Source organism: Paenarthrobacter sp. DKR-5 (genome assembly GCF_018531425.1).
GTDB lineage: Bacteria > Actinomycetota > Actinomycetes > Actinomycetales > Micrococcaceae > DKR-5.
The window spans coordinates 428,816-450,004 of record NZ_JAHBOI010000003.1; the positions used below are offsets into that span (position 1 = coordinate 428,816).

The 21,189-nt window shown below is 68.9% G+C and carries 18 protein-coding genes; 14 read left to right on the forward strand and 4 right to left on the reverse strand.

Annotation, left to right across the window (positions count from 1 at the left end; translation table 11 throughout):
- Positions 1 to 4: 4 nt before the first annotated feature.
- From KIH31_RS08170 to KIH31_RS08190, 4 genes are read left to right on the forward strand one after another with little or no spacing between them, the layout of a single operon-like run.
- Complete coding sequence (locus KIH31_RS08170; protein ID WP_307857582.1) at positions 5 to 1,099, forward strand: ABC transporter ATP-binding protein; 1,095 nt, start codon at positions 5 to 7, stop codon at positions 1,097 to 1,099.
- Positions 1,099 to 2,649 (forward strand): inositol monophosphatase family protein, encoded by a 1,551-nt coding sequence (locus KIH31_RS18100; RefSeq protein ID WP_250545660.1) that lies wholly within the window; start codon positions 1,099 to 1,101, stop codon positions 2,647 to 2,649. The genes KIH31_RS08170 and KIH31_RS18100 overlap by 1 nt, the downstream gene beginning before the upstream one ends.
- On the forward strand, positions 2,646 to 3,482 hold the full coding sequence (locus tag KIH31_RS08185; RefSeq protein ID WP_214426591.1) for a DUF6454 family protein: 837 nt from the start codon (positions 2,646 to 2,648) through the stop codon (positions 3,480 to 3,482). Before KIH31_RS18100 ends, KIH31_RS08185 begins: the two co-directional genes overlap by 4 nt.
- A gap of 34 nt (positions 3,483 to 3,516) precedes the next feature.
- A complete protein-coding gene (locus KIH31_RS08190; protein ID WP_307857583.1) occupies positions 3,517 to 4,233 on the forward strand; it encodes an MgtC/SapB family protein in 717 nt (238 codons plus the stop codon).
- A 19-nt stretch (positions 4,234 to 4,252) separates the two neighbouring features.
- Here the strand turns inward: KIH31_RS08190 and KIH31_RS08195 are convergent, their stop codons facing one another.
- A complete protein-coding gene (locus tag KIH31_RS08195) occupies positions 4,253 to 5,509 on the reverse strand; it encodes an ROK family transcriptional regulator (protein WP_214426593.1) in 1,257 nt (418 codons plus the stop codon).
- Positions 5,510 to 5,652: 143 nt separating this feature from the next.
- On the opposite strand from KIH31_RS08195, the gene KIH31_RS08200 reads away from it, so the two are divergent.
- From KIH31_RS08200 to KIH31_RS08240, 9 genes are all read left to right on the forward strand, one after another.
- Positions 5,653 to 7,065: an extracellular solute-binding protein gene (locus KIH31_RS08200; RefSeq protein ID WP_214426594.1), complete on the forward strand. Its 1,413-nt coding sequence runs from the start codon at positions 5,653 to 5,655 to the stop codon at positions 7,063 to 7,065.
- A complete protein-coding gene (locus KIH31_RS08205) occupies positions 7,040 to 8,014 on the forward strand; it encodes a sugar ABC transporter permease (protein WP_307857584.1) in 975 nt (324 codons plus the stop codon). Before KIH31_RS08200 ends, KIH31_RS08205 begins: the two co-directional genes overlap by 26 nt.
- The gene (locus KIH31_RS08210) at positions 8,011 to 8,877 is read left to right on the forward strand and encodes a carbohydrate ABC transporter permease (protein WP_214426595.1); all 867 of its coding nucleotides are present in this window, start codon (positions 8,011 to 8,013) and stop codon (positions 8,875 to 8,877) included. The genes KIH31_RS08205 and KIH31_RS08210 overlap by 4 nt, the downstream gene beginning before the upstream one ends.
- Positions 8,877 to 9,956: an ABC transporter ATP-binding protein gene (locus tag KIH31_RS08215; protein ID WP_214426596.1), complete on the forward strand. Its 1,080-nt coding sequence runs from the start codon at positions 8,877 to 8,879 to the stop codon at positions 9,954 to 9,956. Before KIH31_RS08210 ends, KIH31_RS08215 begins: the two co-directional genes overlap by 1 nt.
- Positions 9,957 to 9,958: 2 nt before the next feature.
- Positions 9,959 to 11,167 (forward strand): CehA/McbA family metallohydrolase, encoded by a 1,209-nt coding sequence (locus KIH31_RS08220; RefSeq protein ID WP_214426597.1) that lies wholly within the window; start codon positions 9,959 to 9,961, stop codon positions 11,165 to 11,167.
- 100 nt (positions 11,168 to 11,267) lie between these two features.
- Positions 11,268 to 12,173 carry a TIM barrel protein gene (locus KIH31_RS08225; RefSeq protein ID WP_214426598.1) on the forward strand — a complete coding sequence of 302 codons (906 nt, stop codon included), beginning with the start codon at positions 11,268 to 11,270 and terminating at the stop codon, positions 12,171 to 12,173.
- Positions 12,170 to 13,306 carry a Gfo/Idh/MocA family protein gene (locus tag KIH31_RS08230; protein ID WP_214426599.1) on the forward strand — a complete coding sequence of 379 codons (1,137 nt, stop codon included), beginning with the start codon at positions 12,170 to 12,172 and terminating at the stop codon, positions 13,304 to 13,306. Before KIH31_RS08225 ends, KIH31_RS08230 begins: the two co-directional genes overlap by 4 nt.
- Positions 13,303 to 16,020: a hypothetical protein gene (locus KIH31_RS08235; RefSeq protein ID WP_214426600.1), complete on the forward strand. Its 2,718-nt coding sequence runs from the start codon at positions 13,303 to 13,305 to the stop codon at positions 16,018 to 16,020. The genes KIH31_RS08230 and KIH31_RS08235 overlap by 4 nt, the downstream gene beginning before the upstream one ends.
- 65 nt (positions 16,021 to 16,085) lie before the next feature.
- Positions 16,086 to 17,162: an FAD-binding oxidoreductase gene (locus KIH31_RS08240; protein WP_214426601.1), complete on the forward strand. Its 1,077-nt coding sequence runs from the start codon at positions 16,086 to 16,088 to the stop codon at positions 17,160 to 17,162.
- Between the two features lie 10 nt (positions 17,163 to 17,172).
- Here the strand turns inward: KIH31_RS08240 and KIH31_RS08245 are convergent, their stop codons facing one another.
- The 3 genes from KIH31_RS08245 to KIH31_RS08255 form a co-directional block, all read right to left on the reverse strand.
- On the reverse strand, positions 17,173 to 18,177 hold the full coding sequence (locus KIH31_RS08245) for an SDR family oxidoreductase (RefSeq protein WP_307857585.1): 1,005 nt from the start codon (positions 18,175 to 18,177) through the stop codon (positions 17,173 to 17,175).
- Positions 18,174 to 19,145, reverse strand: coding sequence for an aldo/keto reductase (locus KIH31_RS08250; protein ID WP_214426602.1), 972 nt, complete (start codon positions 19,143 to 19,145; stop codon positions 18,174 to 18,176). The genes KIH31_RS08245 and KIH31_RS08250 overlap by 4 nt, the downstream gene beginning before the upstream one ends.
- 97 nt (positions 19,146 to 19,242) lie before the next feature.
- The gene (locus KIH31_RS08255; protein WP_214426603.1) at positions 19,243 to 20,136 is read right to left on the reverse strand and encodes a helix-turn-helix transcriptional regulator; all 894 of its coding nucleotides are present in this window, start codon (positions 20,134 to 20,136) and stop codon (positions 19,243 to 19,245) included.
- Between the two features lie 181 nt (positions 20,137 to 20,317).
- On the opposite strand from KIH31_RS08255, the gene KIH31_RS08260 reads away from it, so the two are divergent.
- The gene (locus KIH31_RS08260) at positions 20,318 to 21,163 is read left to right on the forward strand and encodes an aldo/keto reductase (RefSeq protein ID WP_214426604.1); all 846 of its coding nucleotides are present in this window, start codon (positions 20,318 to 20,320) and stop codon (positions 21,161 to 21,163) included.
- The last annotated feature ends 26 nt before the right edge of the window (positions 21,164 to 21,189 follow it).

The following is a 21,189-nucleotide window of genomic DNA, read 5'->3' on the forward strand; positions in this document are numbered from 1 at the left end:
CGAAGTGAGCACAACGACAGAACCCGCACTCGGCGGAGCCCCCGCCGGCGACGGTGGGAACCGCGCCGCATCCGGGGAAGGCCTGACCGTCCGCGGGCTGCACAAGGTCCTGGGCGGGCGGACGATCATCGACAATCTGGACCTGCAGGTCAACGAGGGCGAGCTGGTCTCGCTGCTCGGTCCCTCCGGCTGCGGCAAGACGACCACGTTGCGGATGATCGCAGGCTTCCTGGACCCCGACGGCGGTTCCATCCAGGTCAACGGGCGCGAGGTCTCCCACCTCGGGGCCGAGAAACGGCCCAGCGCGATGGTCTTCCAGAACTACGCCTTGTGGCCGCACATGACCGTCTTCAAGAACGTCGCGTTCCCGCTCAAGCTGCGCAAGCGGCCGAAGAAGGAGATCGAGGAGCGGGTGGACGCTGTGCTGGAGCTGGTGAACCTCCTGCACCACAAGCAGTCCCGACCGGCGCGGATTTCCGGCGGTGAACAGCAGCGGGTGGCGCTCGCGCGGGCCCTGGTGCAGGAACCGCAGCTGCTGCTGCTCGACGAACCCTTGAGCAACCTCGACGCGAAGCTGCGGGTCAAGGTCCGTGAGGACATCCGCGGCATCCAGCAGCGGCTGGGGATCACCACGGTCATCGTGACGCACGACCAGGAAGAAGCGATGTCCATTTCGGACAGGATCGCGGTGATGAACGCCGGGAAGATTGAGCAGTTCAGCACACCCGCCGACCTTTACGCCAGGCCGCGCACCGAGTTCGTGGCCACGTTCGTCGGCAGCCTGAACCGGTTTGAGGGAAGCTACCGGGACGGGCGGATCAGCGACGGTTCCGACGTCGTGGGGGTCCGCCCGGAGGATGTGAAGTTCTCCCGCGAGCCCGTACCCGGCTCCCTTCCGGCGGTGGTCGAAAGGGTCGTGCCCCGGGGGCATTTCCAGGAACTGTTCCTGCGCCGCGAAGACGCGCTGCTGCGCAGCTTCGCCTCCGGCGAGTCCCCGGCAGTCGGGGAGGCGGGCCACGCACTGATCACCCGTGCCATGACCTTCCGCGGCGACCAGCGCGTGGACGCCGACCAGCCTGTGAACGGGGGACAGGCCTGATGGGCGCGCTGCGCAGGGCCCCCGAACGCCTGGCCTGCGTCACCGCGCACCGCGGGGACTCGGAGAAGTACCGGGAGAACACTCTCGCCGCCATCGAGTCGGCCAGAGACGCCGGCGCCGACTTCGTGGAGGTGGACGTCCGCGTCACCGCCGACGGGCAGGTCGTCCTGCTGCATGACGCCTCGCTGCTGCGGCTGTGGGGCCGGGACGAACTGGTCTCCGCGCAGACGTACGCACAGCTGGCCGGGCTCGGTTCCGGCACGGACACGATCCCGCTCCTGAGCGAGGCCCTGGAGCTCCTGCGCGGGTCCGGATCAACGCTGCTCATCGACATGGACGAAGCCGCACCTGCCGCGGCTGCTGCCGCCGTCGTGCAGGCCACCGGCGCCGACGTCGCCTGGTGCGGGCACATCGACGCGATGCGCACCATCCGGTCCGTCGACGGGGACGCCCGGATCTGGCTCCCGTGGAACCGGCGGGTGGCACCTCCGCGCGAGCTGCTCAATGAGCTCCGGCCCGAGTTCGTCAACTCCGAGTACGTCGTGCTGAGCGAGGGCATGGTGGAAGCGATCCATGACGCCGGCTACCGGGTCTCCTGCTGGACGGTGGACGATGAAGCGGACATGCAGTGGGTGCTCCGCCTCGGGGCGGACGCGGTCACCACGAACAGGCTGGGCCTGCTGCAGCGCACGGTCGACGCCGGCCCCGGGGCCTGGGACGCGCCGGAGCCGCCGGGCCGGCTGACCGGGGAGGAGCTCTTCGAGGCACACCTGACGATGCGCGAGCTCGCCGAATGGGCCGTCGATTTCACCCGGACCGCGGAGCGCGGCACCATCTCCACGAAGGCCAACGAGGCGGACCTGGTGACCGCGGTGGACCTGGCTGTCGAGCGTCACGTCAGGGAAGTGGTCGAGGCTCGCTTCCCCGGCCATGCCTTCGTTGGCGAGGAATACGGCGGAGCCGCCGTCAAGGGCGTCCCGTGCTGGTACCTCGACCCGGTGGACGGGACAACCAACCTGGCCAACGGAGTTCCGTGGACGGCGTTCTCACTGGCACTGGCGGTCGACCGCACCCCGTATGCGGCCGTCGTCGCGGACCCATGGCGCGGCGAAATCCTCGAAGCCGTCGCGGGCCACGGTGCCCGGCGGGACGGGGCAGAACTCCGGATCGACCAGGGACGGGAGCCGTTCACCTCGCTCGCAGGCGCAGTAGTGCTCACCGAACTTGCCCAGCACCTGCCCTGGCCGGGCATGCTCAGTCTGCTCGAGCAGGCCGGCCGCCGGCATGCGACGCTGCGGATCATGGGGTCGGGAACACTCACCCTGGCAGGCATCGCTGCCGGCAGAGGTGCAGGCGCCGTCATCGGGTCCTTCGGTCCGATGGACCACCTGGCGGCCGCGCTGATCGTGCGCGAGGCCGGGGGAGTGGTGCTCGACGAAGACGGCAACGAGAACCTGTTTCCCGCCCAGGGCGGGATCCTCGCCGCGGCACCGGGGGTTGCCGAGGAGCTGTACACCTTGTGGCGCGCGGGCATCCGGAACGAGACGTGAGGGCCGCGGCAGACCTGCTCGATGCGCTCAGCCCTGCGACGGACTGGGAGCCGGCGGGCACGATGCCGTTGAGCTTTCCGACCCACCATCCGCAAGGAATCGCGATTGCCGGAGACCGGATCTTCCTTTCCTCCGTTGAGGTAGCCGAGGCCCCGCGGAAGACGGCTGCCGGGGGCCGCACGCCCGGACGCGGAACGGCCCATCTGTTCGTCCTCGACACCGCGGGAACGCTCCTGGACGACGTGTGCCTCGGCAGCGGCGACCTCTACCACCCGGGCGGCATCGACTTCGACGGCTCGGCGGTGTGGGTCCCGGTGGCCGAGTACCGGCCCGGCGGCCGCAGCATGATCTACGCGGTCGATGCCGACACCCTCGAACCGAGGGAGCGCTTCCGGGTGGACGATCACGTCGGCTGGGTCACCCGGGACCCGGAAACCGGCCTGGTGCACGGCGGCAGCTGGGGCACCCGCGCGTTCCGGACCTGGACGGCGGACGGGCACGAGGTGGGCCGCTGGCCGAACCCCCACTCCTTCATTGACTACCAGGACTGCCAGTCGATCGGCGGGGGCATGGTGGCCTGCGGCGGCATCAAGATCCTGCCGGGGCCGTCCGGCCCGTTCGAGCTCGGCGGGATCGGCCTGGTCGACGCCGCCGGCGGCCGCGTCGCCGCGGAATTCCCGCTCCCGCTGTATTCGCGCGCCGGCCATGTCCTCACCCGCAACCCGTTTGCCCTGACCGATGCCGGGGGCGTGCCGCTGCTCTGGGTGGCGCCCGACGACGGCGACGAGGGCGGCACCGCGATCCTCAAGTACCGGCCCGTCCCGGCACGGTGAGCAGCGACACCATGAGCAGCGAAAGGGGAAGCCGGTGCAACCCGAGTCCTACTACCTGATTCACATCGGCCTGGCCGTGGTGCTCTCAATGGTGATCGGACTCGAGCGGGAGTTCCACCAGAAATCCGCGGGCCTTCGCACGCACACCCTGGTGGGGATGGGCGCGGCCCTGTTCATGGTCATTTCCAAGTATGGTTTCGACGACACACTCCGGCTGGCAGGCTACTCCGTGGACGGTTCGCGGGTGGCGGCACAGGTGGTCTCCGGCATCGGCTTCATCGGCGCCGGGCTGATCTTCGTCCGCCGCGACACCGTCCGGGGCCTGACGACCGCAGCCAGCGTCTGGCTCGTCGCTGCCGTTGGCATGGCGGCCGGCGCGGGGATGTTCGTGGTCGCTCCCGGCGTCGTCGTTGCCTACCTGCTCGTCACGATGGGCATCGGCCCGCTCACCCGCAGAATGCCGCACTCCCGCACGTCCAGACGGGCGCTGATGATCCGCTACGTCGACGGGCAGGGCGTGCTGCGGCACATCATCATGACGATCGCCGAACACGGGCTGAAGGTCAGCGACCTCGAAATGCGGACGGACCTCTTTGGCCGGGGCAGCGGCGAGCAGGGCATCCGGCACCAGGACATCGTGCTGAAGCTGACCGGCTCGCCCCGCGCGGTCGAGAACTCGGTCATCTCGCTCAACCTGGTGAAAGGCGTGGAGATGATCTCCGTGACCGACATCGAGGACAAAGCCGGCTGACTAAATCCATTTGAATGATTTAGTGGGCCGCGGCTGCGCTCCCGGACTGCTTTTCCAGCAGCAGGCCGCCGGGCCGCGGGGACAGCACGTGGTCCAAAACGAGGCAGCCGGCACCGATGGCGGCGATGTCCTCCCCGAGGACCGAGCCCACGAGCTCCACCTGGTGAATCGAACCCACCGCCAGCCGCGTGGCCAGCGCCGAGCGCAGGATTCCCAGGTAGCGCTTGCTGACCGGTGACCAGGACGGGCCGCCAAAGACTATCCGGTCCGCGTCCATCAGGTTCGCGACGTCCTCGACCGCGCGCGCCAGCCTGGCGGCTGCGCCGTCGAGGATCCGCGCGGCGCGGGTGTCGCCGCGGTCCGCCTGGTCCGCGAGCTGGCGGAACCGGGCGGCAATTCCCTGCAGGTCGGCGTCGTCGAACGAGCCGTCGATCACCCCGCGTGCCACTGCCTCGCGCACGAGATGGACCGGCATGATCGACACCCCGACGCACCCGTTCCGGCCGCAGCTGCACTTCGCGCCGCCGGGGCCGGTGGCAATATGCCCGATCTCCCCGACGTTGTTCGAGGAGCCGCGCACTACCGCCCCGTCGGCCACCAGGCCCGCCCCGAGGCCCGTTCCCAGATAGATGAAGGCGAAGTTCTGCGCGGACGGGTTCTCGCTGATCCACAGCTCGGCGTGCGTGGCGGCCGTTGAATCCTTGTCCAGGAACACCGGAAAACCCGTGGCGGCGCCCAGGGATTCGCGCAGCTCCACGCGGTCCCAGCCGGTCAGCAGGGGAGGGCCGACCACCACCCCGCGTTGAAGATCGATCGGCCCCGGTGCGGCGATCCCGACGCCGAGCACCCGCTCCCGGGGCACTTCCGCCTCCTCGATCAGGCCGCTCATCGCTGTGGCCATCTTCTGGATGGTCCGTTCCGGGTCCGCCACAGCCTGGACCGACACATGCGAGCGGGCCACCACGGTCCCGGACAGATCCAGCAGGACGAAGGTCATGACCGAGGGGTCGAGGTGGATTCCGACGGCGTATCTGCTGTTCGGGTCGATGTTGAGCACTGTCCGCGGTTTGCCCGTGCCGCCGGACACCTTGCCCGTCTCGTTGATCAATCCCAGGTCGAGCAGCTTGCGCACGATGTTGGAAACCGTCTGGGTGGAGAGCCCCGTGGCTTGGACGAGCTCGACGCGGCTGACGCCGCTGTCCGACCGCCGGACGATGTCCAGGATGACGGCCTGGTTGAACGTGCCGACCCGTTCAAGATTTGACCCACGCGACATGGGACCCCCTAACTCAACTAAGTTGACTAAGTCTATCCTGTCGTTGTTATAGTGGCTTGCGTCACACGACATTGTTAGTAAGTGCGGACAATCTACCGATCATGCTTCGCTTCGCGGAGCCTTCACTCCAGGGGAACCCTGATATGACTGGGAAGAGAATTATTGCTGCAACGGCGGGTCTGCTGATGGGCGCTGTGGCCCTGACGGCCTGCGGCGGCTCGGACTCCGGCGCTTCGAACGCCAACCAAAACGGGGATGCCAAGGACGTCACCCTGACCATCACCGGCAACGAGATTTCCGGCGGAAAGAACGCAGCGGGTGCGGACTGGATCACTAATTACGTGATCCCCAAGTTCGAGGAGGCGGAGAAGGCCAAGGGCGTCAACGCCAAAGTGAACTTCCAGCCCAACGGCGTCGACGACGAGGCCTACAAGACGAAGATCTCCCTGGACCTGTCCACCGGCCAAGGCGCCGACGTCGTGGCGGTCGACGGCATCTGGTTGGGCGAGTTCGCCGATGCGGGCTACATCAAGCCGCTCAACGACGTCGTCGGCAAGGACAAAGTCCAGCAGTGGGACGGCTGGAAGCAGATCAAGCCCGCCGTCCAGCAGGTCACCACCTACGACGGCAACCTGTACGGCGTGCCGGACGGAACCGACGGCCGGGTGGTGTACTTCAACAAGAAGCTCTTCGCCCAGGCCGGCCTTCCCTCCGACTGGCAGCCAAAGAGCTGGAACGACATCCTGGACGCCGCCCGCAAGCTCAAGAGCCTCCAGGGCGTGACGCCGCTGCAGATCAACGCCGGAACCGCCATGGGCGAGGCGGCGACCATGCAGGGGTTCCTGCCGCTGCTGCAGGGCACCGGGCAGTCCATCTACAAGGACGGGAAGTGGCAGGGCGACAGCCAGCAGGTCCAGGACGTCCTGAACTTCTACTCCAAGGTGTACGGGCCGGAGAAGCTCGGCGACCCGCTGCTGCAGCAGGACGCGAAGGGCCGGGACAAGTCCTTCCAGGAGTTCTCGCAGAACAAGCTCGGCATCCTGATCGAAAGCGACTACCTTTGGCGCTCGGTGATCAACCCGAAGACCGGCATCGACCCGATGGCCGACCGGGATTCCACGGTCGGCTGGGCCAAGATTCCTGCCGAATCCGCAGGCAAGGGCCCCAACGGTGCAGGGTTCGTCAGCATGTCCGGCGGGTCCGCGGAGGTCATCAATCCGAAGACCAAGTACCCGCAGCAGGCGTGGGAGCTGCTGCAGTTCATGAGCTCGGCCGACGCCATCAAGGCCCGGATCGGGTCCAACCCGCAGATCTCCGCCCGCGACGACGTCAACGCCGAGATCCTGTCCTCTGACCCGCTCCTGAAGTTCATCTCCACCGAAGTCCTCCCGATCACTGCCTACCGCCCTGCCCTGCCGGACTACACCCAGGTGTCGGCCGCGCTGCAGAAGGCCACCGGTGAGGTTGCCTCCGGAAAGTCGGCACAGGACGCTGGAAGCGGATACGAAAAGGCCTTGGAAGGAATCGTCGGTGGTAGCGACAAGATCTCCAAGTGACGAACTGAAGTCAACCCCTGCGGCCGCCGTTTCGGCGGCCGCAGGCCGGCCGGCCAGGAAGAAGAAAGTGGCCGACGACGGCGACGTGGCGGGCCTCGGAAAGGCCAGGGCCACCGCGTTCCTGGCGCCGGCCCTGCTGCTGATCTCGGTCTTCCTCGTCTTCCCCGCGCTCTGGACGCTCTACCTCGGGGTCACCAATTTCCGGCTCAGCGGCTCCGCCGCCCGCAACCCCAAATTCGTCGGGCTGGACAACTACATCAACGCCCTCTCCGATGACCGGTTCCTGAACTCGCTCGGGCTGACCATTGTCTTTGTCTTCGCCTCCGCTGTGGTCGGCCAGTCCGTCCTCGGCTTCAGCATCGCCTGGACGATGACCCGGGTCAGGAAGCCGGTGCGCGCCGTCGTGGAGTTCTTCGTGCTCCTGGCCTGGATCATCCCCAGCTCGGTCACGACCTTCCTCTGGTACGCACTGCTGGACCGCAGCAACGGCACCTTGAACGCGATGCTGTCGACAGGCCACATGGCCTGGCTGCTGCAGTACCCGCTGCAGAGCATCATCGTCTTCAACACCTGGGTGGGCACGGCGTTCTCGATGCTGCTGTTCAGCTCGGCGCTGGCCTCGGTGCCTCCGTCACAGATGGAGAGCGCCCGGATGGTCGGCGCGGGCACCTGGGCGCAGCTGCGGGACGTGGTCTTCCCGCACATCCGCGGGCATGCCCTGACCAACACGCTGCTGATCACGCTGTGGACGTTCAACACCTTCACCCCGTACCTGCTGACCGCGGGCGGCCCGGACGACCGCTCCAACATCCTTCCGATTTTCATCTACCGGCTGGCGCTGAACGACGGCGCGCTCGGACAGGGCGCGGCGATCTCGCTCATCATGATCGTCATCAACCTCGTCATTGCCACCGTGTACCTGCGCCTGCTCAAGGAGAGGAAATCATGACCGCGGAACAGCGAGGTGCCACCCCGGCAAGGGAAGGCCGCAACATGCTGGGGCACTTCCTCGGCCTCATGGGCAAGACGGTGTTCACCGCCCTGGTGCTGGCCTTCTTCGTGATCCCGGTCCTGTGGCTGGTGTTCGCGCCCTTCGACGCGCACCCGAGCCTGAATGTGAAGCTGCCGGAGTTCACCTTCAACAACTTCAAGGTCCTGCTGGCGAACCCCAACGCCATCGGTTCCCTGGGCAACTCCCTGATCCTGGCGCTGGGGTCGATGGTCCTGGTCCTGGTCCTGGGTTCGCTCGCCTCCTATTCGCTTTCCCGGGTACGGATTCCGGGCCGGGACGTGCTGCTGTACACACTGCTGCTGCTCTCCTCGATCATCACCGGCACGGCGGCGATGGTTCCGACCTTCCTGCTGATGGTCAAGCTCGGGCTGATCGACTCCCAGTTCGGGGTGATCCTCGTCCTCAGCGGCGGCATCCTGCCCACCGTCATCTTCATCCTCAAGGACTTCATGGACTCGACCCCGAAGTCCTACGAGGAGTCCGCCCGCCTCTACGGCGCCCGGCCGCTGCGGATCCTCTGGGATGTCGTCATCCCGCTGGCACGGCCGGGCCTGGCCACCATCGCGGTATGGGCCGTCGTGCAGGTGTGGGGCAACTTCCTCGTTCCGTACATCCTGCTGCGCTCGCCGTCGAAATCCCCGGCCGCCGTCGTGATGTACACCTTCTACACCGAAGGCGGCCAGCCGAACCTGGCGCTCATCTCCGCCTTCTCCCTGCTCTTTTCTGTTCCCGTGATCGCCATGTACTTCTTCGTCAACCGGCGCTACGGATTCCGCTTCCATGGAGGTATCAAAAGCTAATGGCCAGCATCACCACGAACTCCCTCGTCAAGGAGTATCCGGGCGGGGTCCGCGGGGTCGACGAAATGGACGTGACCATCAACGACGGCGAATTCTTCGCCCTGCTCGGCCCCTCCGGCTGCGGAAAGACCACCCTCCTGCGCACGATCGCGGGCCTGGAGAAGTCCACGTCGGGCAGCATCCGGATCGGGGACCGGGAGGTCACCAACCTGGAGCCGGGCCAGCGCCGCGTCGCGATGGTGTTCCAGGACTACGCGCTGTTCCCGCACATGTCGATCGCTGACAACATTTCGTACCCGCTGAAGATCCAGAAGGTCTCCAAGCAGGAACGCCGCACCAGCGCCGAGGATGTCGGCGGCAAGCTCTCCCTGCAGGGCCTCCTCGAGCGCCGGCCCGGCCAGCTCTCCGGGGGACAGCAGCAGCGCGTGGCCCTGGCCCGCGCGGTGAGCAGCCGGCCGGACGTGTTCCTGTTCGACGAGCCGCTCTCGAACCTCGACGCGCGGCTGCGCCTGGAGGCCCGGACATTCCTGAAGAAACTGCAGCTGGACCTGGGCGTCACCACCGTCTTCGTCACGCACGACCAGGCCGAGGCGCTCGCGCTGGCGGACCGCATCGCCGTGATGCGCTCCGGGAAGCTGCAGCAGCTGGGCACGCCCCGCGAAGTGTTCCAGCGCCCCGCCAACACCTTCGTCGCCTCCTTCGTCGGATCCACCCCCATGAACCTGCTGGAAGGAACCGTCCGGGACGGCCAGGTGCAGATCGGCAACTCCGCCGTTCCGCTGCCGCAGAGCGCCGCCGGGCTGGCCGGGGAGGGACAGACCGTCACCTGGGGCGCCCGGCCCGAATACCTGGACGTCGCGACGTCGACGAAGGCCGGCTCGCTCGCAGGATCCGTCACCGTCTCGGAGAACCTGGGGGCCGCGGTGCTGCTCACCGTCCAGCTCGACGGCCACGACCAGGACGTCCAGGTGGTGGTGGGCGAGGACTTCGAACCCGCCATCGGGACGTCCGTCTGGGTGACCTCCGAACCGCGGCGCACCCTGCTGTTCGACTCCGAAGGCCTGCGGATCGGGGACTGAGCGTGGACATCGTCAGGACGCTCACCCCCGAGGACAGGGCGGCCACGCCCTACCTCGAGGTGCCGTTCGAACTGGCCGCGGCGCGCTCGGTCGAGGTCCTGCTGGACTACGACACCTCGCGCGCCGTCATCGATCTCGGCTGCATGGGCGCCGCGGGCTGGCGCGGCTGGTCCGGGGGCGCGAAGAGCCGCTTCGTGATCACGCCGGAGGCGGCGTCGGGTGGCTACTGCCCCGGTGAGCTCGAAGACGGCGAATGGAAGGTGGTTCTCGGGCTGCACAAGGTTCCGGCCGAGGGCGTCCGGGTGCAGCTGAGGATCAACACGCCGGCCACCGGGCCGGTGGAGCCCGAGCCGGCGGCCGGCCGTCCGGCCGGGACGGTGCCCGCCAGCACCCGCCGCCAGCTGCCGGCGGCCCCCGGGCTGACGTGGTTCGCCGGGGACTGCCACGCCCACAGCCTGCACTCGGACGGAGCCCTCAGCCTGCCCCAGCTGGCCGCCTGCGCGGCGGGCCGCGGCCTGGACTTCCTGGCGGTGACGGACCACAACACGGTCAGCCACCACCCGCACCTGGCAGGCGTCGGCGCGGCCTACGGGATTTCCCTGCTCCCCGGGCAGGAAGTCACCACGGCGCGGGGCCACGCCAACGCGTACGGCCGGATCGGCTGGGTCGACTTCAGGCAGCACCCGGACCAGTGGGTCACGCAGACCGAAACGCGCGGCGGCTTCCTGTCCATCAACCATCCGGTCTCCGGCGACTGCTCCTGGCAGTGGCCGCTGGCCCGCAAGCCCTCGCACGCCGAAATCATGCATGAAAGTTGGCTCCCGGACCTCGCGGATACGAGCATCTGGGCCTGGTGGAACGCCTGGGGCACCGACACCATCCCGCTGGGCGGCGGAGACTTCCACCGCGAGTCCGGCGGCCACCCGCCCGGCCTGCCGACCACCTGGGTGGCAGCCGAGGAACCGGGTGAAGAAGCCCTGCTGGCCGCGATGGCCGCCGGCCGGACTGCCCTGAGCATGGGGACCGGCGCGCCGGTACTGCTGCGGGTCGACGGCGAGCTGGTGGCCATCGACGCGGAAGGGGCGCTGCTGGTGGATTTCGAAGGCCGCCGCCGCGTCATCCGCAGCGCGCGCGAATCCGTGGAAGCCGCCGCAGCAGGGCCCTACCGGCTGGAGACCGCCGACCGCGCGGTCCTCGCCCTCTGTCAATGAAGCCCTCTGTCAATGAAGCCCTCTGTCAATGAAGCGCTGTGCCAATGAAAAAGCCACTGAACACTTTGAACAACCTGAACAACATTGAAATGGAGACGGCATGATTTCCCTTGCTGGCGCCCCCGTGAGCTTCGGCGTCTTTGAACTTGGACCAGCGGAGGGCGCCGTCCTGCCTGGTCCCGACGAATTGTGCGAGGTCCTGCAGCGCCGCGGCTACAGCGGCGTCGACCTGGGACCCATCGGGTTCCTGGGCCGGGACGAGGAACTGCGCGAGCGGCTGCGCCGCTACGGCCTGGCGCTCGCTGGCGGCTGGGTGGACCTGCCCTTCAGCGACGACGACGCCTTCGCGCGGGCGCTGCCGGTGTTGCAGGAAGCCCTGGACAACTTCGTCGAGGCTGTCCCGGTCGATCCGGCGCGGCCGCCCAAGCCGACGCTCGCCGACAGCGGCTCGCAGAGCCGCCGGGCCAACCCGGGGGGCGGCCCCGGCCTGGGGCTGGACGACCGCGGCTGGGACGCCTTCGCGCGCAACATGGAAACGGCGGCCGGCCTGGTGCGCAGCCGCGGCCTGGAGCCCACCTTCCACCATCACGCCTGCACCTTCGTCGAGACACCCGAGGAAATCGACCGCTTCCTGGCCTGCACCGACGTCGGCATCACCCTGGACACCGGCCACCTCATCCTCGGCGGCGGTGATCCCTTGACCGGGCTGCGGCAGTGGGGCGCACGCATCAACCACGTGCACATCAAGGACGCCCGCGTCGACGTGCTGAACGCCGTCGTCCGGGACAAGGGCGACATGCGCGCCGTCTGGGCAGGGAAAGCCTTCGTTCCGCTCGGGGAGGGGGACCTGGACCTGGAGACTTTCATGGATGAGCTGCTGGCCGCCGGCTTTGACGGCTGGCTCGTCCTGGAACAGGACAAGATCCCGGCAGCGGGGGAGACCATCGACTCCACTGACCGGGACCACGCCGCCAACCGCGAGGCCCTGCGGCGGTGGATCCCGTGAGCGCGCCGCTGCGGATCGGCGTCGCCGGGCTTGGCGCGGTCGCCCAGTCCGTCCACCTGCCCCTGATCCAGCGCCGCTGGGACTTGTTCGAACTGGCAGCGGTGGCGGACCTTTCACCCTCCCTGCTGGCCCAGGTCGGCACCCAGTTCGGCGTCCCGGACGTCCACCGCTACGGCAGCCTCGGGGAGATGCTCGCGCAGGAGTCGCTGGACGGCGTCGTCCTGCTGACCTCCGGCTCGCACGGGGCCGCGGCGCTGGAAGCCATCGAGGCGGGGGTGGCCGTCTTCTGCGAGAAGCCTCTCGCGTTCTCGCTGGGCGAGATCGATGCGTTGCGCAAGGCCGAGGCCGAGCAGGGCCGGCCGATGCTGCTGCTTGGCTATATGAAGGAGTACGACCCGGCGACGCGTGCGCTGAAGGCGTGCATGCCGGCGCCGGAAGACATCCGGTACGTCAACGTCGAGGTCCTGCACCCGAGCGGGGAATCCCAGCTTGCCTATGCCAACCTCCGTCCGCCGGCCGGGGACATCCCGGGCGAGGTGCTGGAGCCGCTGCTGGCCGCCGACCAGCGGTGCCTGGATGCGGCCCTGGGGGCGGACGCGCCCGCCCAGCTGCGCAAGCTCTACGCGAACGTGGTGCTGGGAAGCCTCATCCACGATATTGCGCTGCTGCGTTCGCTGTTCGGCCCGGTGCGCACGGTCGACGCCGCACACTACTGGGCGCAGCAGGACAACCCGGGCTCGCTGGAAATCAGCGGCACCATCGGCGAGGGCGCCCGGGTTCACCTGAACTGGCATTTCCTGGCCGACTACCCGGCCTACCGGGAGACGCTGACCATGCACCACACGCGCGGCTCCGCCGAACTCGGGTTCACCGTCCCCTACCTGCTCAACGCCCCCACCACGCTGCGCCTGACCGAGAAGGCCGGCGACGGCGAGTCCCGGCGGACCCTGCGGGAAGTGACCGAGGCCTTCGAACTCGAACTCGCCGCCTTCCACGCGCTGGTCCGGGACGGAGTCCCCGCGCCCACCGGCATCGCGGAGGGCTACGCGGATGTGCAGGTGGGCCAGCTCATTGCCCGCGCCCTCGCACGGTCCCTGGGCACCACCATCAACGGAGAGGCTTCCGAGCTGTGAACCCCGAAAACGACCCCGGCATCGCGTTGGTGCCGCACACGCACTGGGACCGCGAATGGTACGAGCCGTTCCAGGTCTTCCGGTTCAAACTGGTCCAGATGTTCGACGCCGTGCTCGCCACGGCCGAAGCGGACCCCCGGTTCCGTTTCACGCTGGACGGGCAGACGGCCGCCATCGAGGACTACCTTGAAGTCCGCCCCGAGAACGAGAAGCGGGTCAGGGACATGGTGGCCCGGGGCCAGCTGGCCCTGGGCCCCTGGCAGATCCTGCTGGACGAATTCCTCTGCTCCGGCGAAACCATTGTGCGGAACCTGCAGATGGGGATGGCGGGTGCGGATGCCCTCGGCGGGCACATGGACGTGGGCTACCTCCCGGACATGTTCGGCCATGTGGCCCAGATGCCCCAGATCCTCCGGCGCGCGGGCATCCGGCACGCGTGCCTGTGGCGCGGTGTTCCCTCCAGCGTGACCGAGCACGCCTTCCGGTGGGAAGCTCCGGACGGCTCTGCCGTGCGCACCGAATACCTCTTTGACGGGTACGGAAGCGCGCTGGACATCCTGGCCATCCCCGAGCACATCCCGCAGAACATTGCGCAGTACCGCCAGGACACCGACACCCGGTACCACGGCGAGCAGATCCTGGGCATGGTGGGCACCGACCATATGGCGCCGGATCCCCGGCTGATGGAGCACGTGCGCCGCTTCGACGGCGTCCACGGGCCCATCGCGGTCAACACCCTCGAGGAATACCTGGGCCAGTTCGACCCGGAGGCTCCGCTGGCCACCGTCCGGGGCGAACTGCGCTCCCACCACCGGGGAAACATTCTCCCCGGCGTGTTCTCGATCAGGAGGAACCTGAAGATCGCCATGGCCCGGGCCGAGCGGACGGTGCTCGACGCCGAGAGGCTGGCCGCCGAGCACGGCCAGCAGGGCCTCGACCCCTATTTCCGGATGTCCTGGCGCCGCATCATCGAATCCACCGCGCACGACTCGGTGGTCGGCTCCGGTACCGACGAGACCGTCGAACAGGTCGAGGCGCGGCTGCAGGAGGCCGCCCAGATCGCGCGGGCCGTCCGGGACGAGGTCGGCCGGAGCCTGGCGGTGAAGGTGCCCAGCGATTCCTACGTCGCGGTCAACACGCTCACGACGGACCGGACCATGACGGTCGAACTCCAGGTCCCGGCCCCTGACCCGGTCGCCGCGGTCCTCGCGGAGACTGCGGACGGCGCGCGCCTGCCGGTGCAGGAGATCGGGGAGGCACCGACCCTGCTCGGCGACGAATCGATGGACTCCGGCGTCCTGGTGGAGCGGATGCTGAACCGGATCCACGGGCGGGAACTCTTCGGCCAGCTGATCGACGGGTACCGGGTGACCCCGCACGGGGTGGAATTCGACGTGGCCGAGGTACCGTCATCGGAGCAGTTCGACGTCGCGGTGTTCCGAACCGAACTGGAGGCCGCCGTCGAGCACCACCCCGGCGACTGGAAGGTCCGGATCCAAGCCCAGCCGCGGCGCAAGGTGCTGGTCAGCGTGCCCGTGGCGGCCATGGGGACCACGCCGTTCCGTGTCTTTCAGGGCCCGGCACGGCCGGAACGGGAGGGAACCCGTGTCCAAGGGCGCGTCCTGCACAACGGACTCGTCTCCGCCGAGATCCTTGACGACGGCACAGTGAACCTCACCGGGCAGGACGGCACGGTCCTTCGCGGCATCGGCCGCCTCGTCGACGGCGGGGACCGCGGCGACAGCTACAACTACGGGCCCCCGGCGGCGGACCTGCTGGTGGAGGAGCCGGAGGAGACCGAGGTGCGGATCCTCGAATCCGGCCCGGTCCGCGCGCTGGCCGTGGTGAGCCGAAGCTACCGGTGGCCGGTCGCCCTGGGCCCTGACCCGGACCTGCGCAGCACCGAAACGGCCGAAGTGCGCACCAACACCTTCGTTGAGCTGCGGCAGGGCGAACCGTTCGTGCGGCTGCGCGTCCAGTTCACCAACGCTGCCGCGGACCACCGGCTGCGGCTGCACGTCCCGTTGCCCGAGGCGGTGACCTCATCGGCGTCGGAAGGGCAGTTCTCGGTGACGACGCGCGGCCTGACGGCCGAAGGCGGCGGCGGCGAATTCCCGCTGCCGACCTTCCCCGCCTACAGCTTCGTGTCCGCCGGGCCGGCGACGGTCCTTGTCCGCGAGGCCACGGAGTACGACGTGGTCGACGGGAAGGAACTGGCCCTGACCCTGGTGCGCGCGGTGGGGTCGATCAGTGTCAATGTGCACCCGCTCCGGGACGAGCCCGCCGCCTCGGAGATCCCGATCCCGGGCGGGCAGGAACCCGGCACCCTGGTGGACGTGGAACTGGCCGTCGCGGCCTCCTCCCGCGGCTACAAGGACGCCGGGGCAGTGCGCCAGGCCGAGCAGTTCAATGCTGAGCCGCTTGTTTTCCGCGGCACGGCGGAACGGAACAGCGCCCTTCCGGAACCGCGCAGTGGCCTGCGGGTGGCCGGAACGGACGTCGCGGTCACGAGCCTGAGGCCGGCGGGCCCGGCGGTGGAAGCGCGCGTCGTCCTGCTCTCGGACACTGCCGGGGACGTCGTCCTGGAGGGGGCCTTCAGCTCCGTCGCCACGGTGGACCTGCGCGGGGAGGAGATCGCCGCCGAGCGCGCTGCCGGCCGGTACCGCTTCACCTTGGAGCCGTGGGAGATCCGTACCCTCCGGCTGACCACGTAAGCGCACCGAGGCCTTCCCCCGGCTCTTTGTTGCCAGCAGGGAGCCGGGGGAAGGAAGCTTGGGGCATGAACTGCGATGTGCTGATCGTCGGCGGCGGGATCGCCGGGCTGTCCCTGGCGTCCGTGCTGGCCGGCCGCTGCTCGGTGATGCTCGTTGAGGCCGAGGCGGAGCTGGCCTACCACACCTCATCCCGTTCGGCCCGGCAGATGCAGCCCAGCTACGGTCCCGGACCGGTGAAGGAACTGACCCGGCGCACCATCGCCCGGGTCCAGGGGTTGAAGGCGGCCGCGGGCCTGGACATTCTGAGCCCGCGGCCGCTCATCTTCATCGGCTCCGGGCAGCAGGTGGCGGCGCTGACCGCAGCGAACAGCTTCCTTGCTCCGCTCACGCACGCGGAGGCGCTGCGGCTCAGCCCGGACCTGGCCCCGGGCTCCTTCGAAGCGGCCTGCCTCGACGGTTCGGCGCTGGAGGTGAAGGTCCCGGAGCTGCTGGGCTACTACGAGCGGCAGGCCGTGCAGGCCGGGGCGGCCATTCACCGCGGAAGTCCCGTGCACACCGCGCAGCGCACCGGTGCCGGGTGGAGCGTCGGGGCTGGACAGCTCGGGATCACCGCCGGCACCGTGGTGGACGCCGCCGGGGCATGGGCGGACCCGCTCGCGGTGCTCTTCGGCGTCGAAAACCAGGGCCTGCAGCCGCACCGCCGCACCGCCGCCATCGCGGCGACCGCCCGTCCGGCGGATCCGGCAGGTCCGATGATCGCAGCGGCCGACGACTCGTTCTACTACCGCCCGGATGGCACCGACCTGCTCATCTCGCCGTGCGAGTCCGTGCCCAGCATCGCCGAGGACGCCCGGCCCTTCCCGGGTGATGTGGAGAAGCTGGTGGCCCGGCTGAACCGCGTGACGACGCTGGGCATCAGCGGAATCCGCCGGGCCTGGACGGGACTGCGCACCACCCCGGCGGACGGGCTGCCCGTGGTCGGATTCGATCAGGAAGCGCCGGGCTTCTTCTGGCTCGCCGGGCAGGGCGGTTACGGGATCCAGACTTCGGCGGCGATGGCCGACCTCGCGACCGGACTCATCCTCGGCGAGTCGGACGGCACCGACGAGGTCGCCGCGGCCCTCGCTCCCCGGCACCGCTGAGCGGAACCCCCTAGACCGGGCGGCGGGCCCAGGACACCAGCCGGTCGCTGAGCTCCATGAACCCCTTGTCCACCGCCTGTTCCTCGGGGTGCTGCTCGTACCACTGGACGATCTCGCGCGCTCCCTCAGCGAAGGGGATCGTGGCGGCATAATCCGGGACCAGGGACTTGATCTTCGTGTTGTCGAAGATGACCGAGTGCGCCTTGTCCCCGACCAGGCCCGGCCCCCGCTCAGGGTCCGCCGCCGCAATGGTGTCCGAGGCGACGTGCACCAGTTCGGGCTCCGGCGCGCCGGCCGCCTGCGCGAAGATCCGGTAGATGGCATCCCACGGCAGGTACTCGTCCGAGGTGATCGTGTAGGCCTCGCCGATGGCTTGCGGGCGAGCGAGCAGGCCGGTGAAGGCCTTGGCGAAGTCCCGGCTGTGGGTCAGCGTCCACAGTGACGTCCCGTCGCCGTGCACCACCACAGGGACACCTTCGCGCATCCGGTGGATATCCGTCCAGCCGCCCAGCAGCGGGATCTTCGTCCGGTCGTAGGTGTGCGAGGGCCGCACGATGGTGGCGGGGAAGCCATCGCGGCGGTACGCCTCCAGCAGCAGGTCCTCGCAGGCGATCTTGTCCCGCGAGTACTGCCAGAACGGGTTGCGCAGCGGCGTCGACTCCAGCACCGGCACCCGGCCCGGCGGCTTCTGGTACGCGGAGGCGGAGCTGATGAACACGTACTGGCCGGTCCGGCCGCTGAAGTGCCCGATCCCCGCCTGAACCTGGTCCGGCGTGAAGGAGAGGAAATCGGCGACGGCGTCGAACTCGCGGCCGCGCAGGGCGTCGCGGACGGCGGCCGCGTCGCGCACGTCCGCGGTGATCAGCTCCGCGCCGTCCGGCACCGGATGCTGCGCGGATTTCCCGCGGTTGAGGATGGTCAGCCGGTGCCCGTGCTCGATGGCGTGTTCGACGCACGCGGCGCTGATGACGCCGGTGCCCCCGACGAACAGGATGCTCGCTCCCACGGCGCTCACCAGGCGTAGTCTTCGGGGGCGGTGCGGTGGCCGGGGAAGATCGCATCCAGGCGCTTGAGCGCGTCCTCGTCGAGCCGCACGTCGAGGGCGCGGAGCGCCGCGTCGAGCTGTTCCTGCGTGCGCGGGCCGACGATCGGCGCCGTCACCGCGGGCTGGTGCAGCAGCCAGGCGAGGCCGACGTCGCCGGGCTCGTGGCCGAGTTCGGCGGCGAAGTCCTCGTACTGCTCAATCTGCTCCCGGTGCGTCTTGAGGGTTTCCGCGGCGCGGCCCTCGGTGCGGCGGACGCCTTCGCGCTCCTTCCGCAGCACACCGCCCAGCAGGCCGCCGTGCAGCGGGGACCACGGGATCAGGCCGAGCCCGAATTCCTGGGCAGCCGGAATGACTTCCAGTTCGACGCTGCGGGTCAGCAGGTTGTAGATGGACTGTTCGCTGACCAGCCCGGTGTAGTTGCGCCGCGCGGCGGCCGCCTGGGCCTGCGCGATGTGCCAGCCGGCGAAGTTGCTGCTGCCGGAGTAGAGGATCTTGCCCTGCTGGACGGCCACCTCGATGGCCTGCCAGATTTCATCCCACGGGGTGTTCCGGTCGATGTGGTGGAACTGGTAGATGTCGATGTAATCCGTCTGAAGCCGCTTGAGGCTGGCGTCCAGCGCGCGGCGGATGTTCAGCGCCGAGAGCTTCGACTCGTTCGGCCGGTCCGTCATCGTGCCGTACAGCTTGGTGGCCAGCACCGTCTTCTCGCGGCGCTCGCCTCCTTTGGCGAACCAGCGGCCGATGATTTCCTCGGTCCAGCCGCGGTGCTCCACGCCGCCGTACACGTTGGCCGTGTCAAAGAAGTTGATGCCGGCGTCGTGCGCCGAATCCATGATCGAGTGGGCGGCGGCTTCCTCGGTCTGCGGCCCGAAGTTCATGGTGCCGAGGCAGAGACGGGAGACGCTCAGGCCGGAACGGCCCAGATGGGTGTACTGCATGTCAGTAACTTCCTTGTCGTTGATCCAGCAGAGTCGTTGGTCCAGCAGAGTCGTTGATCCAGCAGAGGCGTTGGTCCTGCAGATGCGGTGGGTGGCGTCAGCGGCCGACGATGTCCTCCGGGAGGGCCTTGCGCTCGGCCGAGGACGGCCCGGAGGCGTCCCCGTCCCAGCTGCTGAGCAGCTTCAGGGCGTCGCTGGAAGGCGAGCCCGGCTTGGTCGAGTAGATGCGCAGGCTCTGGTCGGCGTCGTCGGGCAGCGAGAGGTTCTCGAAATCCAGCTCGATGTCGCCGACCACCGGATGGTGCAGGCGGACCGTTCCTGCCGCGCGCGAGGCGACGCGGTGGCCGGCCCACCAGTGCCGGAAGTGCTCGCTGTGCACGGCGAGTTCGCCCACCAGCTGGCTGGCCTGCGGGTCGTCGGGGTGCCGGCCGACGTCGACCCGCAGCGCTCCGGCGGCATCGGCTGCCACCGTCTTCCAGTCCCGGAACAATGTGCGGGCCTCCGGCTCGAGGATCAGCCAGCGGGTCAGGTTGCGTTCCTGCGCTGCCATCGCCGGGAAGTCCGCGAACAGCAGCCCGGCCATCCGGTTCGCGGCCAGCACGTCGGTGCGCCGCCCAAGCACCAGGGCCGGGACATCGCCGACGGCGTCGAGCAGCTGGCGCAGGGCCGGCCGGACGCGCTGGGCGGGGGTGGGCGTCTTGGTGGTGCCGGCGCAGTTCTGCAGCAGGTCCATCATGTGGGCGCGCTCGCCGGCATCGAGCCGCAGCGCCCGCGCCACGGATTCCAGGACCGCCCGTGAGGGGTGGATGTGCCGGCCCTGTTCAAGCCGCGTGTAATAGTCCGTGCTGACTCCGGCCAGCTGGGCGATCTCCTCCCGCCGCAGCCCCGGCACCCGCCGGGCGCCGGGCACGTCGACGACGCCGGCATCCTCGGGGGTGAGCCGCGCCCGCATCGCTTTGAGGAATCGTCCAAATTCTGCGCTCTGACCCATGGCCTTCATTCTGCCCGGTCCGCGGGGTGCAACCTAGACCGAGGGTAGGACTGCTGGTCCTAGGATCCGGTGGGAGAGCCTGGCTGCCTGCGGGCGAGACGGCGAGTGCCTAGGCTGGGACCAAGGCCGCCGTCGGCGGCCAAACCGCATCAAGTGAACCACAACCCGGAAAGAGGCCGCCATGTCCGCTTCGCCCAATGTGACCGTCCCGGAACTGACGTTGAACAACGGCGTCTCCATCCCGCAGCTCGGCTTCGGAGTCTTCCAGGTCCCGCCGGGGGAAACCCAGAAGGTCGTCGAGGACGCTCTGGAAGCCGGTTACCGGCACATCGATACTGCGGCCGCCTACCGCAACGAAGCAGGCGTCGGCGCTGCCATCGCGGCCTCCGGCATTCCGCGCGAGGACCTGTTCATCACCACCAAGCTCCGCAACGGCGAGCAGGCCACCGCCGCTGAAGCGTTCGAGAACAGCCGCAAGGCGCTCCGCCTGGATGTCGTGGACCTCTACCTGATCCACTGGCCCGTCCCCTCCGCGGGCCTGTACGTCGACGCGTGGAAGGCAATGGAGAAGCTGCAGGCCGAGGGTGCCGTCCGGGCGATCGGCGTCTCCAACTTCCTTGAGGACCACCTCGAGACCCTGCTGGCTGACGCGTCCGTGGTGCCCGCCGTCAACCAGATTGAGCTGCACCCGACACTCCAGCAGGAAGCTGTGGCGGCCAAGAGCCGCACGCACGGCATCGCGGTGGAGGCATACAGTCCGCTGGGGCAGGGCGCGGACCTCTCGGCTGACGCCGTCACCGAGCTGGCGGCGAAGTACGACGCAACACCGGCCCAGATCGTGCTGGCCTGGCACCTCGGCACCGGCAACATCGTGATCCCGAAGTCCGCGGACTCCGGGCGCATGCGCCAGAACCTTGCCGCGGCCGCGCTGACGCTGACCAGCGACGAACTGGCGAGCATCACCGCCCTCGAATCCGGGAACCGGATCGGCGCGGACCCGGCGACCGCTGCCTTCACCCAGATGTAGCAGCTGCGATCGTCATCGCGCAGGTT